Raw genomic sequence first — 16,023 nt, 5'->3', positions numbered from 1 at the left:
CATTTGATTAAAATGAAAAATCCATAAAATTTTAACGTTTTATGGACCTTGTTTTTAACTTATTTTTTCTGAAAGACAACATTTTTTTCGCCTAATATTGAAATTAATTCTGGCTGAATTTCAGCTGAATTTGATAACCACAGATTTTTATTCAGCAATTGGGTTTGATCCCCTTCAGGACGATAAAAAATGACCGGAAATTCGCCTTGGTATTTCTTTAACACCTTGAGAATTGCCTGATGAACTTCGGGTTTGTCGTGATCAGCATCAATCCTGAGGAACCACCTGCCCGCTGGCTGGGTGGGCGTCTCATCAACCTTAATCGTGCTAGCAAGTTGAATTTGATCCGCAACAATTTGAACATCCCGTTGCTTTTCAACTTTCCCCCTAACGACGACAACCTGTTCCTTTTCAAACCAGTCCGCAATGGTGCGATACAAGTTGGGAAAAATAGTCACACTAATTTCACCAGTCAGATCCTCCACCGTTGCAAACGCCATTTGATCTCCTCGTTTGGTCCGGATGACCTTAATCCGCTTGATGTACACCAATACAACACATTTGGAATTTAAACTTAAATCACTAACTGGTGTCGACTTGAGCGATTTCATCAAGCCCCGATACTCTTCCACCGGGTGACCGGAAAGGTAGGCGCCCAACACGGCCTCCTCCTTTTCCAACTTTTCAGACAGCGAAAAATCGGGAACTGGCCGCACTTTTGGTGCAAGCTCTTCGAACAATTCCATGCTGCCACCACTTAATTCGAGACTGCTTAAAAATTCAGGGAGTGCCGTCACCAGCTCAGCTCGATTTGCGTCAAACGAATCAAAGACGCCTGCGTAAATTAAATTTTCAATTAAATCTTGCTTTTGCCATTTGTTGCCAATTCGTTTCAAAAATTCATAAAAATTCTTAAAACGGCCACTACTGCGCCGTTCCTCTAATAGATCACGTAGAAAGTCCTTTCGAACCCCCTTAATCGACGCTAATCCAAATTGAATCGTTTCTTTGGAAACCTGAAAAGTTGCGCCACTGTTATTAATATCGGGCGCCACAACGTCAACTTCATGCTGCTTTGCTTCCATCAAATAAACCTTCGTTTTAGCCGGATTATTCATCACGGAATTCAACAAGGCAGCATAGAAGGCCGTTTTGTAATGAACCTTCAAGTAGGCCATCTCGAACGCCATCTTACTGTACGCGACCGCATGCGATCGATTAAACCCGTAATTGGCAAACCGATCAATATAGTTAAACGTTTGCTCAGCAACTTTTTCGGAGTAACCCAATTTTGAGGCGCCATTTAAAAAGCGTTTTTTCATGGCGTCCATTGTGGCCTTTTTCTTTTTACTCATCGCTCGCCGCAGTAAATCGGCTTGTCCAAGACTAAAGCCACCCATTTTAGAAGCAACCTGCATCACTTGCTCCTGATAAACAATGATTCCGTAGGTGTGTTTTAGAATTGGGGCCAGTGAAGGATCCGGATAGCTAACCGGTTCTTTTCCGTTCTTTCGGGCAATAAACGTATCAATATTTTCCATTGGCCCTGGTCGGTAAAGCGCATTGACGGCTGCGACCAGTTCAAAGTTATTGGGTTGCAACCGCCGCAAAACACCCTTAATCCCGTTTGATTCAAATTGAAAGACGCCATTCGTATCTCCACGAGCAAAGATTGCCAAAGTTTGTGGATCATTTAAATTAACATCCTCCACCTTGAAGTGCGCATCCCCCTGCCGCTTAATTGTTGCTAAGGCATCGGCCATAATTGACAAATTTCTTAATCCAAGAAAATCCATTTTAAGAAGCCCAACACTTTCAACAATGTCCTTTGAGTATTGCGTCATCATCATGGATTCAGATCCATTTTGGAGGGGAACTAAATCCACTAATGGATTATCACTCAAAACAATTCCAGCAGCGTGGGTTGAGTAGTGCCGGGGTAATCCTTCAAGCTTGCAGGCAGTTTCGTAAAGCATTTTGTTCGTGCTACTGTCACTAATCATATTTTTTAATTTTTGTGACTGGTCTAGTGCCTCTGTCAAACTAACGTGCAAAACGCTTGGAATCGCATGACTCCACTCTGAAAGTTCCGGTGTTGAGAGGCCAAACACACGGCCAACATCCCGAATTGCCTGTTTTGCCGCCAGCGTGCCAAAGGTAATAATTTGGGCAACTTTATTGTGTCCGTACTTTTGATGAACGTATTCCAAAACTTCTTCTCGCCGATTATCAGGAATATCCAAATCAATATCTGGCATTTGCGCCCGCTCTTCATTTAAGAACCGCTCAAATAGGAGATCATACTCAAGCGGATCAACATCCGTAATGTTTAAAACATAGGCGACCAGCGATCCCGCAGCTGAACCTCGACCAGGTCCAGTCGTGATACCAGTTTGATGAGCAAATCGAATCACATCCCAAATAATTAGGAAGTAATCATTGAATCCCATTTTATTGATTACTGATAATTCGTATTCCAGCCTTTTTTTGTAAGCCTCGTCCGTCGCCGTGTGGGGGGCGTGGGTCAATCGGTTGTGTAAACCGGTAATACACTTTGATCTAAGGTAGTCGAAACTACTAGACCCATCATCCGTTTTGAATTGCGGTAACTTAGGCTGTTGAAATTTCAATTCAATCTGACTTTGCGCCGCTATTTTTTCTGTATTCTGAGCCGCTTCAAGCAAGTTGGCATCCCTAAAGGAACTTTCAAACTCTTCGGCAGGCTTTAACCAATGAGTTCCTAGCTTTTTCATTAACTCACCGATATTCGTGATGGTCGTCCCATCCTTGATTGCCCTTAACACTTCAATACTGAAATGATCCGTCGCATTCAGATAGTTCACTTGAGGTAATGCAACCAAACTCACCTTGTAATCTGTCCCAATTTTGTAAACCAGTTCGCGGTAAGCCACCGACTGAGTGACGTCGATGCCAATATAAATATCTGCGGGATTTGCAGCACCCTTTAGTATTTCAAATAGTTTCTGTAATCCCTCTTTGTCCTTATTAAGGATGAGGGCCGTTAGCTCTGAATCATTTGGAAAAATGTAGAAAAGGCCGGTTAAATAATCTTTGATTTTATTAAAGGTTAAGGCAGCCTCACTGGTATTTATTAAAGTCGAAATGACCATCAAATTTTGATAGCCCTCGTTATTTTTAGCAATTAAAATTACGCTGTATGTTTGACTAGGATCCGTGACGCCTTGAAATGTTAGTTTAAGACCGATGAGTGGCTTTATCCCTTGTTTCAAGCACGCATTATAAAAATCCACAGCGCCATACATGATTTGATTGTCAGTCAACGCAATTGCGCTGTATCCCCGCTCTTTAGCGGTGGTTACTAGCTCGTCGATTTTGGTGGTGCTTTGTAGCAAACTAAACGTACTCGTAACCTGTAATGGGACAAAACTCATTTCTCTCATCCTTTCTTTTGTCATTATAACAAACCAATTGGCTGGCGCCTCATCAAATATAAAATATAAGAATTGCATTTTTTTGGTTCTGTGCTAAAATTTTATTGATTGAGAGGTGCAACTCGATGAAAATTATTGAAGCAAATCTCGTTGTTATTTTCTGGGCTATTATTTTTGGTGAAGTGATTGGTTATATCGGAAGTGCTCTTGAAGTGATGACGTACAGCCCATTTACCATTGGTATTGTGACTGCAGTTATTGGGGTTATCTTTGTAAATGGCATTCACTTTCTTGGAATTAGTAGAACAGAATAAAAACAATAAGAACAAACAAAAAGAATCGAAGCAGACTAATTATTTAGCTGCTTCGATTCTTTTTTATTTATTTAACGATGAATGTCAGTTGATCATTTGCAACATCAATCATAATGTCATCATTCGGCTTCACTTCATTCCCGATAATTTTTCGGGCAAGTGGTGTTTCGACTTCATTGGTAATGAGTCGTTTCAGTGGTCGTGCCCCATAAGCTGGTTCGTACCCTTTTTGAGCCAACCACTCTTCTGCACTGGCACTAATTTCGAGGGTCATATTTTGAATTTCTAATCGTTTTGCGAGTAACTGGATTAATTTACCAACAATCTCGGTAACGTTCGCTAATGAAAGTGGCGTGAACATGATAGTGTCATCAATTCGGTTGAGAAATTCTGGCTTGAAGGCTTGATGTAACCGATCGTTCACCTTCGTTACGGCCTCATCAGAAATGTGACCCTGTTCATCCGTCCCTTCCAGCAACAAATCGGAACCTAAGTTGGAAGTCATAATTAAGATTGTGTTCTTAAAGTCAACGGTATGTCCTTGACCATCCGTTAATCGACCGTCATCTAAAACTTGAAGCAGAACGTTGAAAACATCTGGATGTGCTTTTTCAACTTCATCAAACAAGACAATGGAATAGGGATGTCTTCTAACCGCTTCGGTCAGTTGGCCGCCCTCTTCATAGCCAACGTAACCAGGCGCTGCCCCAACCAAGCGAGAGACAGATTCCTTCTCCATATACTCGCTCATGTCAATTCGAACCATTTGCTGCTCGGAATCAAAAAGGTCTTCCGCTAATGCTTTGGCTAATTCGGTTTTTCCGACGCCAGTTGGTCCCAAGAACAAGAATGAGCCCAATGGTCGGCTAGGATCTTGTAATCCTGCTCGTGACCTTAAGACAGCATCAGATACCGCTGTGACGGCTTGATCTTGTCCCACAACTCGCTTATGCAGATTATCAGATAAGTGGAGTAATTTTTCTCGTTCGCCCTGAACGAGCTTCGCAACTGGTATTCCAGTAGCTCGAGCAACAGCTTCAGCAATTTCGTTTTCAGTAACCGATTCTTCTACTAGCCATTCACCAGAGTGATCGGTCGATTCCATTTTGGCTAATTCCTTCTTTAATTCTGGAATTGTCCCATGTTGGAGAACGGCCGCTTTATCTAAATCATTCCGATTTTCGGCTTCTTCCAAATCACGCTGCGCACGATCTAGTTCAGACTTCTTAGTTGAAAGCGCATCAAGGGACTTTTTCTCTTGATCCCATCTAGCTGCTAATCCAGAAACTGTCTCCTTGATGTCGGCTAACTGCTTTTGCAATTCTTTCAATCTTGACTGGGACTCTGAATCAGTTTCCTCTTTAAGTGCGCGTTCTTCAACTTCCATTCGCATTTGCTTACGACGGGCTTGATCAAGCTCGGTTGGTGCTGAATTCAAGGCAACTCGAATCGTTGCGGATGCCTCATCAATTAAATCAATTGCTTTATCAGGTAAGTAACGGTCCGTAATGTACCGATCTGATAATTTAGCAGCGGCAATCAACGCGTTATCGTGAATTCTGACGCCGTGATGAATTTCAAATCGTTCTCGTAAGCCACGCAAAATGGTGACCGTATCGTCAACGCTTGGCTCTGAAACGAGAACCCGCTGGAATCGTCGTTCAAGCGCCTGATCTTTTTCCAAATACTGACGATATTCATCCAGCGTGGTGGCACCAATTAAGTGAAGTTCGCCCCTTGCTAACATCGGTTTCAGCAAATTACCAGCGTCCATACTACCTTCAGTTTTTCCGGCACCCACGATGTTGTGAATTTCATCAATGAACATAATGATGTTGCCTTCGCTCTTTTTAACTTCTTTCAGCACCGATTTTAGTCGCTCTTCAAATTCACCACGATACTTGGCACCGGCAATTAATGACCCCATATCTAGGGAGAAAATTGTTTTGCCCTTTAGGTTTTCGGGAACATCCCCCTTAACGATTCGTTGTGCAAGTCCCTCAATAATCGCCGTTTTCCCAACCCCGGGTTCACCGATTAAAATGGGGTTGTTTTTGGTCTTTCGTGACAGAATTCGAATAACCGATAAAATTTCTTCGTCACGCCCGATAATGGGATCCATTTTGCCAGAGCGCATTGCTTTGACCAAATCCGTCCCATATTTTTCTAACGCTTTATAATTATCCTCTTGGTTCTTTGAGGTAACCCGCTCGCCACTTCGAATTTGACTAACGGCATTTTTAACCTGTTGCTCCGTGATACCAGACGTTTTTAAATAACTGGTTAATTTTTCACCATTGAGATCCATTAACGCAATGGCCAAAATATCAGTTGCCATAAAATCATCATTAAAGTCTTTTTGAATTTGTTCGGCCTTTTGGAATAACTGCATCGTGTTTGGAGACAGTGATTCACCGTAGTTGATGTTTTGACCTTCAACAATGCTAATTTCATCTATTTCTTGATTAATTTCTGATTCCATCGCTTTTAAATCCACGCCAGCGGTACTGAAAATTTGTCGCACAAGCTCACCGGGTTGAATAAGGAATTTAAATAAGTGTGAAATATTGATTGCTTGGTGTTTTCTTGTTATCGCAATTTGTCTTGCTTCATTTAAGGCGTCAACAACTGCTTGAGTCATTTGATCTGGGTTCATTGATAAACCACCTTTCAATTTTTAATTATCATTTTTAGTTACCGTGATTTTATCACAGGAATTGGCTGAAGTGTTAAAATTTGACCTATTTTGACCTTTAATTTAAAAAGAAGGACGGTTACCCGTCCTCACTATCTTAACGACAGTTAATTTCATTAATTTTAAGCAGGACGTCGGTCGCCTTTTCCATCGTTTGTTCGGAGACGTATTCAAACCGACCGTGCATGTTTTCGCCACCAGCAAATAGGTTCGGCGTTGGAATCCCCATGAACGAAATCTTGGACCCATCTGTCCCACCGCGAACTGGATCGGTATCAGGCGTAATGCCCAATTCCTTCATGGCGGACTCAGCTAGGGTCACCACCGTCATGTCCTTCTCAAGGATTTCTCGCATATTGTAATACTGATCCTTTACAACGACTTTGATACGTTCAGAACCATAGGCTTGATTCATTTTATCAGCTACGTCCTTAAATAACGCCTTTTGAGCCTCAAACTTCTTTGAATCATGATCCCGAATAATATAGCCCATTGAGGCTTGATCAACGGTTCCTTCTAACTTATGCAAATGGAAGAATCCTTCTCGGCCTTCTGTTTTTTCTGGACGTTGGTTTTCAGGTAATTGATTGTGGAAATCAATGGCAATCTGCAAGGCGTTGACCATTGTGTCCTTGGCCTCACCAGGATGCACGTTAGTCCCAGTAATTGAAACGCGCGCATCAGCTGCATTAAAGGTTTCAAACTCAAGTTGACCGAGTGGGCCACCATCAACCGTGTACGCCATATCAACTGCAAAATCAGAAACGTCAAAATGATCGGCGCCAGTTCCAATTTCTTCGTCCGGTCCAAGGCCAATCATAATTTTGCCATGCTTAACTTCTGGATGAGAAATTAAGTAGTCTGCAAACGTGACAATTTCAGCGACTCCGGATTTATCGTCAGCACCCAACAGTGTTGTACCGTCAGTTGTAATAAGGGTGTCACCCACATAATTTTTTAAATTAGGAAAGACTTTTGGATCAAGAACAAACTCCCCCTCTTTATCTAATTTGATGATTGACTTGCCATCATAATTCTCAACTATCTGAGGATTGATACCCTCCGCATTGAAATCTGCCGTATCGATGTGGGAAATAAATCCAATAGAGGGAACCTCTTTCTCAACATTTGATGGTAACGTGCCAATAACGTAGCCACTTTGAGAATTGATGTGTACATCGCTAACCCCAATTTCAGTTAGCTCCGTTTCTAAGCTTTTAGCAAATTTTGCCTGACTCTCAGTTGACGGGGTCGTGGTGGCCGTTTCATCAGAACGAGTTTCAGTTTGGACATACGTTAAAAATCTCGGAATTAATTTTTCATACTTTGTCATGGTTGTTTGCTCCCTTTTTAAATAAATGTGAATGGATCGGTATTTAATTTTGATTCACTAAAGTCGACTTGCCAATCATTTTCAATTTTCCAGCGGTCAAATAATTTAACCAGTTTAGGCTTACAAATGCGTTCAATATGATGTCCGGGATCAATAACTGACAGACCAGCGGCAAGCATATCATGAGCGGTATGGTAGTAAACATCGCCAGTGATATAGACATCAGCGCCCTTTTCGATTGCTTCAGGATAAAACTTTCCCCCGTCACCACCCAAAATTGCGACTCGACGAACCATTTTTTCAGGGTGCTGACTGACCAATCTCAAACCTGGTACGTTAAAAATTGATTTACATTGCGCTGCAAATTCGGCTACCGTGACTGGTTCAGATAATTCTCCAATTCGTCCCATGTAAATCGTCGTCCCACCATTTTGAAGCTCCGTAACGTTATAAGTTGGACTACTTGAGGGATGCACTCTTTTCATGGTTTCAATTGCCTGAGATAAATCTTGTTTTTTTACCCGTAGTTTAAGTAACACTTCATCTGCCCAGGTTCGTTCTCCGACTGAACCCAACGCCACTTCTTCATCATTCATTGGCGTAAACCAACTAATTCCAGAAGTTTGAAAACTAGAACCATCACTCACGCCGTCTCGACTACCCAGGTCAGCCAGTGCCAAACGAACGGCATCAATATCATTGCTCGGTACCTGAACGGATAGTAGATAATCAGGTTCAATTTTTCGAAAAACGAGTCCACTTGTATGATGCAAATTAATTAGTTGTGATAGCCAATCATTCATTCCACCGGCAACGTTGTCCAAATTTGTATGAGCCGAGTACACAGTGATATCGTGCTTAATTAAGTCGGCATACATCTGATTCTGGGGCACACTCAAATCCAAATTTTGGGCTGGCCGAAACATCATTGGGTGATGCGAAAAAATAAAATCTACGTTATTTGCAACTGCTTCTGCCACCACCTCTGGCCGAACATCTAGGGTAACCATTACTTTTTGAATTTCTCGATTAATTGAACCAAGTTGTAGACCTACAGGATCCTTGGGTTCTGCAAGATCTGTTGGTGCAAATTTCTCAAACCGAGTGATTAAATCACTTGCTTTCAACCTAATACCTCCTCAATTGCTTTAATTTTTAATTCCACTTGTTCTAACTTTTCGACTGGTGATGTCGTTGCGGATTTGATTTGGGTTTCAACTTCCTTTAATCGCAACAATTCCAACCGCCATTTATTAATAAAAGCCTGATTTCGTTCCTTTACTAAGTATGGACCAAATAGGAGCTCCTTGGGTTGGTACTCAACGACAGCAGTTGTCGCGTCTGCAACAATGATTTCGTAGGAATGACCATCCTCTGCTAAGATTGCTTCTGCAGAAATCTGATAGCCATTTTCTTGAACCCATTTTCGAATATTATCTTCACCAATGTTTGGTTGCAAAATGAGCCGCTTGACGTTATCTAACTTATGCCGGCCTTCAGTTAAAATTGAGGTAATCAATGCCCCACCCATTCCCGCGATGACAACCGTATCAATTTCATCAGTTGATTCAATAGCGGCCAATCCATCGGCAAGTCTTGGTTGAATGATTTCTTCGAGCCCTTCTTTTACTATTTCGTGTTTTGCGTTTTCAAAGGGGCCCTTCACAACCTCTCCAGCAACCGCATATGAGATTAACCGGTTGTTCGCAAGATAAACTGGCAGGTAAGCGTGATCCGATCCAATGTCCGCCATTCTAGCATTTATTGGTACATATTCAGCAACTTTACTTAACCGATTTGATAAATGATTCCCATCCATTGTAATTCTCCGTTCTTCCTTTAGTCATACAATAAGTATACGTTAATTGGGGGCTGTTATCAAAAGGTCCTAACTAAGAATAGCCTGCCCAAACAGAATTATTCGAAAATAATCTGATACACAAAAATCCCTTCACAATTATCAGATGACTTATCCTTTTTCATCTGACAATCGCAAAGAGATTATCGTAAGTGTAACTTATAAAGTTTTACTCAAGGAAATCTTTTAGTTGCTTTGAACGTGAAGGATGACGAAGCTTTCTAAGGGCCTTAGCTTCAATCTGACGAATTCTTTCACGGGTAACACCAAATACTCGGCCAACTTCTTCAAGAGTGCGCGTACGGCCGTCATCAAGCCCAAAACGAAGGCGAAGAACATTTTCTTCACGATCGGTCAAGGTGTCAAGCACCCCTTCCAATTGTTCCTTCAACAATTCGTAAGCGGCATGATCGGCAGGACTCGTTGCATCATTATCTTCAATAAAGTCACCAAGGTGAGAATCATCCTCTTCGCCAATTGGGGTTTCCAACGAAACGGGTTCTTGCGCAATCTTCAAGATTTCGCGAACCTTTTCAGTTGGCATATCCATTTCAGCACCAATTTCTTCGGGCGCTGGCTCACGGCCCAAATCTTGTAGTAACTGACGTTGAATTCGGATTAACTTGTTAATTGTTTCAACCATGTGAACTGGAATTCGAATCGTCCGAGCTTGGTCCGCAATAGCACGGGTAATCGCCTGACGAATCCACCATGTTGCATAAGTTGAAAATTTGAATCCTTTGCGATAATCAAACTTCTCGACAGCCTTCATTAGACCCATGTTACCTTCTTGAATAAGGTCAAGGAATTGCATCCCACGGCCAACATATCGTTTAGCAATCGAAACAACCAGTCGAAGGTTAGCTTCAGCTAATTGCTGTTTAGCTTCCTCTTCGCCCTGTTCAATCTTAAGTGCTAACTCAACTTCTTGATCGGCAGTTAGTAAACTAACACGACCAATTTCCTTAAGATACATCCGGACAGGATCGTTAATCTTAATTCCAGAAGGAGCAGAAGTATCCTTTAGTTCCTTAGCGGTCACTTTTCTAGCGGCCTTTAAAGCTCTTGGATCTGGATCGCCATTTTTGTCAACAACACTAATACCAGCATCTTCAACGGCCTCAAGAAGCTTATCCATATGCTTTTCGTTCAAGCTTAATGGTGCAGCAATCTTATCGGTCAGAACATCATAGGTGATGTGTCCGTCTTTTTTATAATCTTTAATCAGTTTCTTAAGATCCTTGTCGTAAGTCTTTTTATCAAACTTAACAGCAGTTGTCTTCTTTTTGGCCTTGGTGGTCGTTTTCTTTGCCGTTGTTGCCTTTTTTGTAGTGGCTTTCTTGGTGGTGCTTGTTGCTGTTTCTTTCTTTGGTGCAGTATCTGTTGTTTTTTCTTTAGCCATGTAAATGCCTCCGTTTAAGCTTGTTTTTCACGCTGTATTTGCTGCTGTAATTTAATAATTTCAAAAGTAACTTCGCGTTCGCGACTAGAATCTCCTAATCGAACCGCATCAACTAACGCCTGTTTCAAGGAAATTAGTTGCGAGTCGATTGGCGCCTGATTCATGATGACATTCAAGTAATCATCAATTTCAGTCGTTGTACTCTCTGCACTAATCTGGGAAAGTTCTAGTTCCACAATAATTTGTTGCAATCGCTTGTCCTTAACGAAATCAATAAATTGTGCAGAATTATAATCCTCGTGATGAGTTTCAAAATACCCTTCAGCTAACAAATAGATTGACTGATAATCATCATGAATAAAATGGAAGGCCTCGACTGCCGTTACTTTTAGCCAAACATTTCGATCATGGAGCATCCTTACTAACAAATTTCTTTCCGCTCGTTCCGTCCGGTCAATTTTATGCACCTGACGATGATAGACAACATCAACTTCTGGTCGATGCTGTTGCTGATTGCTACCAGCCCTATGCTCCTGGCGTGGCATTGTTTGCCGCAAATCAGACAATTGTTGTTTTAGGGTTTCTTTATCAAGGTGAAAATTAGAAGACAACTGATTTAAATAAATATCCTGTTCAACCGGTGACGAAAGTGTTACGAGAACTTTTAAAACATCATTAATGTAGTCCAATTGTTCACTTTCGTTGTCAAGATTCCGATTCTTTTTAAGAAATTGAATCTTAAATCCAATCGGCGTCTCAACTGCTCCCGTAATCAGCTTTTGGAACTTATCCGATCCATACTTTTTTAGGTACTCATCAGGATCAAGCCTTTCAGGAATCTGAACAATATTGAGGTTTAAATTTGGCTCATCGTTGAGTAAGCCAATTGCACGATTTGTTGCATCTTGACCAGGCTCATCACCATCGTAACAAATGACCAGTTTCTTGGTAATACGTTCAATTGCAACGATTTGATCAGAAGTTAAGCTAGTTCCCATAGACGCAATGCCATTTTTAACGCCCGCTCGGTACGCTGCGATGACATCCATAAAGCCTTCAAAAAGAACAAGGTCTCCTGTTTGTCTTCCGGCAGCTCGTGCAATATCAAAATTGAAGAGCACTTTTCGTTTGTTAAAAATATCGGTCTCTGGACTGTTTAAATACTTAGGAGAATTTTCAGCTTTTACTAAAACTCGACCCGAAAATGCAATCGTCTTTCCAGACTGATTTCGGATTGGAAACATGACCCGGCCAGAGAATCGATCCCTTAACTGGCCCTCTTGATTTTCAATGAATAGACCAGATTGTCTTAATAATTGAAAATCGGCCTTCTTTTCTTGAAAGAATGGCAACAAGAGCCGCTTATCAGGAGCAAATCCAAGGTTATAAGTGGAAATAATTTCATCACTTAACCCCCGGTCATTCAAATATTTCAAAGCCGGTTCACCCATCTCGGTATTCACCAAAATGTGGTGATAAAGCTTAGCTGCTTGTTCATGAAAATCGATTAACTGTTGATTGACGGTTGTTTCAGTTGAAACGCCATCTGAAAGATCATTCTCAACATTTTCAGGTAACTGGATGTGACTGAATTCAGCCACTTTTCCAATGGCTTCCTTAAAGGATAAACCTTCTATTTCCATAATGAAATTAAAGACACTACCTCCACGGCCACAACTAAAACAATGATAGATTTGCTTGCTCTCGGAGACCGAAAAGGATGGCGTCCGTTCCTCTTGAAATGGACACAAACCAAATAAATTATTTCCAGATTTTTTGAGTTGAACGTATTGACCAATGACGTCAGCAATATTCGTTTCTTTCCGAACTTGTTCTATAACTTCTTCAGGTATATTCGCCAATTGCTCACCCCCAACCGTAATAAACCATTGAAAGCCATTTAGTAATCAAGATACTAAACGGCTTTCACTGCGTATTAACACAACTTATATGATACCACAATTGTGTCTTTATTCAAATTTTTAGCTCACAACAAAATCAACAAATTATTTAACAATAATTTGATCTAAATCACCTATTTTGGCAGCTAAATCAGCAATTAATTTCAACTGATTCATTCGGTTATTTTTAACAGTCTCATCATCAACCATCACCATTGTTGCTTCAAAATAATTATCAATAACTGGTTGTAGGTCAGCCAGCTTTTGGAATAATTCTGCAATGTCGGTTGTTTGAATAGCAGAAACAGCCTCATATAATTCTTTTTCAGAATCATTTTCGAATAGCGCTGTGTCTACTGGCTTTACGGTTAAGTTCTTTGCCCCTTTAACTGAAATTCGAATGATTCGGTCAAGTGACTCAATGACCGCTTTGAAATTAGCGTCATCTTCATGTTCAGTCAGAACCTTCGCAGAAATGAATAAATCAAAGACATCATCATTCTGGCCTGCAATAACAGCGTCAATAATATCATGTCGAACTTTTTTACTTTGTAGTACCGCTTTAACGCGATCCTTGATAAATGCTGAAACATCACTCAACTTTGCAAGCTGATCTAGCTTTGGTGCAACATTGGCATTTTCCTCAGCGTCAACAAATTCTTGCGCCCAAGCAGAAATTGGGAGATGCCAGTTCAAATTATTCACAATTCGAACAATTCCGTATGCCTGGCGACGCAAAGCATATGGGTCATTTGATCCACTTGGAATCATCCCCGCAGCAAAGAACGTCAAGATACTATCTAGTTTATCGGAGATAGCTAACACCGACCCAACTTTTGTTTCAGGAAGCGCTCCCTCAGCAGAGATTGGCATGTAATGCTCTCGAATAGCAGTTGCCGTTTCAGCGGTTTCACCTTGCAAGAGTGCGTACTTTTCACCCATTACGCCTTGTAGTTCCGCGAATTCTCCGACCATGCCGGTTACCAAGTCAAACTTATAAATTTCACTTGCACGACTTAAGTTTGATAATTCTGAACGAGTTAGTCCAACCGATTTCCCGATGATTTGTGCAATTTGCTGAACCCGCATCATCTTATCGTACATTGAACTAATCTTATCGTGGAAACTAACTTCCTTCAAACGATCAACGTAGTCCGCAATTTGGTTCTTTTGATCTTCTTCGTAGAAGAACATGGCGTCCGACAAACGAGCAGTTAAAACTTTTTCGTTTCCAGCAACGACATTCTCGATATGCTCGGCATTTCCATTTCGAACGGAAACAAAGTTAGGCAATAGGGTGCCCTTTTGATCCAAAACATAAAAGAATCGTTGATGATCCTTCATTGATGTAATCAAGACTTCATCTGGAATCGTTAAATACTTGTCATCAAAACTTCCTGAAAAGGCGGTTGGCCATTCAACTAAATTCGTGACTTCTTCTAGTAGTCCCTCATCAATCGTGATTTTCCAGTTATGCTCTTTGGCAATTTCTTGAATTTGGGTACGAATTAAGTCTTTGCGATCCTTCGCATTTGCAATCACAAATTCTTTTTTCAATGCCGCTTCGTAGTCCGTAGCATCTTTCAGTTCAATATTTGACCCAAGGAAACGGTGGCCGCGTGATTTGTTACCTGCCGTGATATTCAAAATTTCAAAAGGAATAACGCTATCATCCAGCATTGCAACTAACCATTTAATGGGACGGACAAACTCAAAGTGATAAGAACCCCACTTCATCATTGTTGGGAACGTCATTGATGTAATAACGTCCTTTAGCCCCTTTAAAACGTCACTCACAACCTTACCAACGACGTGCTTTTCAACGTAAACGTACTCAGTTCCCTTAAGTTCTTTAAAGGTAATGTCATCCGTCGTCACGCCTTGTCCCTTTGTAAAACCAATAGCAGCTTTGGTCCAGTTGCCATCCTCATCCTGCGCGATTTTTTTGGCTGGGCCTTTGACAGTTTCGGAAATATCTGGCTGCTTTTCGATAAGGCCTGAAATACTGATGGCTAACCGACGAGGAGTTGAAAAATCAGTCACTGTGTCAAAATCGATTCGGTTTTCCTTCAAAAATTTTCTAACTTTAGACTCTAATTGTCGAATGCTTGGCGTTACAACGTGCGCAGGCATTTCTTCTAGTCCAATTTCTAATAAAAAGGTATGTGCCATTATTTCTCCTCCTTGTCAGCTAATAATTCTTGCCGCTTTTTTTCGTCTTTAATCAATGGGAAGCCGAACTTCTTTCGCTCTGCTACAAAAGCCTTTGCAATTAGTCTAGCCATATTTCGAATTCTTGAGAGATAACCCGCTCTTTCAGTAACAGAAACGGCGCCTCTCGCATCCAAAAGGTTAAACGTGTGAGAACACTTCAATACGTAATCATAGGCCGGATGAACTAAGCCATTGGCAATTTGAGCTTTAGCTTCCTTCTCATAAGCATCAAATAATTTTAATAACATGTCTTGATTACTCTTTTCAAAGCTATACGTTGAATGTTCAATTTCTGGTTCTCTGAAAATATCACCGTATTGAACACCATCGCCCCATTGTAAATCAAAAACGGAGTTAACATCTTGAATATATGAAGCTAAACGCTCTAGCCCATAGGTAATTTCTGATGTAACGGGATCAACTTCCATTCCCCCAACAACTTGGAAATAGGTAAATTGTGTGATTTCCATTCCATCAAGCCAAACTTCCCAACCAACACCGGCACATCCCATTGAAGGATTTTCCCAGTTATCTTCAACAAATCGAATATCATGCTCAAGTGGATCAATTCCTAATTCCTGTAGACTGCCCAGATATAAGTCCTGAATATTTTCTGGAGCTGGCTTCATTACTACTTGAAATTGGTGATGTTGGTAAAGACGATTAGGATTTTCGGCATAACGACCATCAGCTGGACGACGTGATGGTTCAACGTATGCTGCATTCCATGGCTCGGGGCCAATTGCCCGCAAAAAAGTATAGGGACTCATTGTTCCGGCACCTTTTTCAGTGTCATAAGCTTGCATAAGCAGGCAGCCTTGTGCAGACCAATACTGTTGAAGCTTTAAAATAATTTCTTGCATTGTCAATTTCTTAGTCATTTGATTTCTCCT

General features: G+C 41.2%; 10 protein-coding genes. 1 reads left to right on the top strand and 9 read right to left on the bottom strand.

From position 1 onward, the window contains the following. Positions 1-59: 59 nt before the first annotated feature. Entirely contained in the window at positions 60-3,413 is a 3,354-nt protein-coding gene (gene dnaE, locus FGL90_RS09115; protein ID WP_147657779.1) for a DNA polymerase III subunit alpha, read from the bottom strand. 125 nt (positions 3,414-3,538) lie between these two features. Here dnaE and FGL90_RS09110 point away from each other — a divergent pair, with 125 nt between their 5' ends. Next, positions 3,539-3,727 carry a DUF2929 family protein gene (locus FGL90_RS09110; RefSeq protein ID WP_010619762.1) on the top strand — a complete coding sequence of 63 codons (189 nt, stop codon included), beginning with the start codon at positions 3,539-3,541 and terminating at the stop codon, positions 3,725-3,727. Between the two features lie 67 nt (positions 3,728-3,794). Here the strand turns inward: FGL90_RS09110 and clpB are convergent, their stop codons facing one another. The 8 genes from clpB to glyQ all read right to left on the bottom strand — a co-directional run bounded on the left by clpB (position 3,795) and on the right by glyQ (position 16,011). After that, entirely contained in the window at positions 3,795-6,383 is a 2,589-nt protein-coding gene (gene clpB / locus FGL90_RS09105; RefSeq protein WP_147657777.1) for an ATP-dependent chaperone ClpB, read from the bottom strand. A gap of 136 nt (positions 6,384-6,519) precedes the next feature. After that, on the bottom strand, positions 6,520-7,755 hold the full coding sequence (pepT, locus tag FGL90_RS09100; protein WP_010619760.1) for a peptidase T: 1,236 nt from the start codon (positions 7,753-7,755) through the stop codon (positions 6,520-6,522). Between the two features lie 17 nt (positions 7,756-7,772). Continuing rightward, entirely contained in the window at positions 7,773-8,882 is a 1,110-nt protein-coding gene (locus FGL90_RS09095; RefSeq protein ID WP_147657775.1) for a Nif3-like dinuclear metal center hexameric protein, read from the bottom strand. Further along, entirely contained in the window at positions 8,879-9,574 is a 696-nt protein-coding gene (locus tag FGL90_RS09090) for a tRNA (adenine(22)-N(1))-methyltransferase (protein ID WP_010619758.1), read from the bottom strand. Before FGL90_RS09090 ends, FGL90_RS09095 begins: the two co-directional genes overlap by 4 nt. Before the next feature lie 208 nt (positions 9,575-9,782). After that, entirely contained in the window at positions 9,783-11,015 is a 1,233-nt protein-coding gene (gene rpoD / locus FGL90_RS09085; RefSeq protein ID WP_147657773.1) for an RNA polymerase sigma factor RpoD, read from the bottom strand. Between the two features lie 14 nt (positions 11,016-11,029). Further along, positions 11,030-12,877: a DNA primase gene (gene dnaG, locus FGL90_RS09080; protein WP_147657771.1), complete on the bottom strand. Its 1,848-nt coding sequence runs from the start codon at positions 12,875-12,877 to the stop codon at positions 11,030-11,032. Between the two features lie 144 nt (positions 12,878-13,021). Then, positions 13,022-15,088: a glycine--tRNA ligase subunit beta gene (glyS, locus tag FGL90_RS09075; protein WP_010619755.1), complete on the bottom strand. Its 2,067-nt coding sequence runs from the start codon at positions 15,086-15,088 to the stop codon at positions 13,022-13,024. Further along, a complete protein-coding gene (gene glyQ, locus FGL90_RS09070) occupies positions 15,088-16,011 on the bottom strand; it encodes a glycine--tRNA ligase subunit alpha (RefSeq protein WP_010619754.1) in 924 nt (307 codons plus the stop codon). Before glyQ ends, glyS begins: the two co-directional genes overlap by 1 nt. Positions 16,012-16,023: the final 12 nt, after the last annotated feature.

Source organism: Secundilactobacillus malefermentans (assembly GCF_008033155.1).
Taxonomy (GTDB): Bacteria; Bacillota; Bacilli; order Lactobacillales; family Lactobacillaceae; genus Secundilactobacillus; species Secundilactobacillus malefermentans.
Note: the sequence above shows the minus strand (reverse complement) of the source record. Positions and strands in the feature narration are given on the sequence as shown.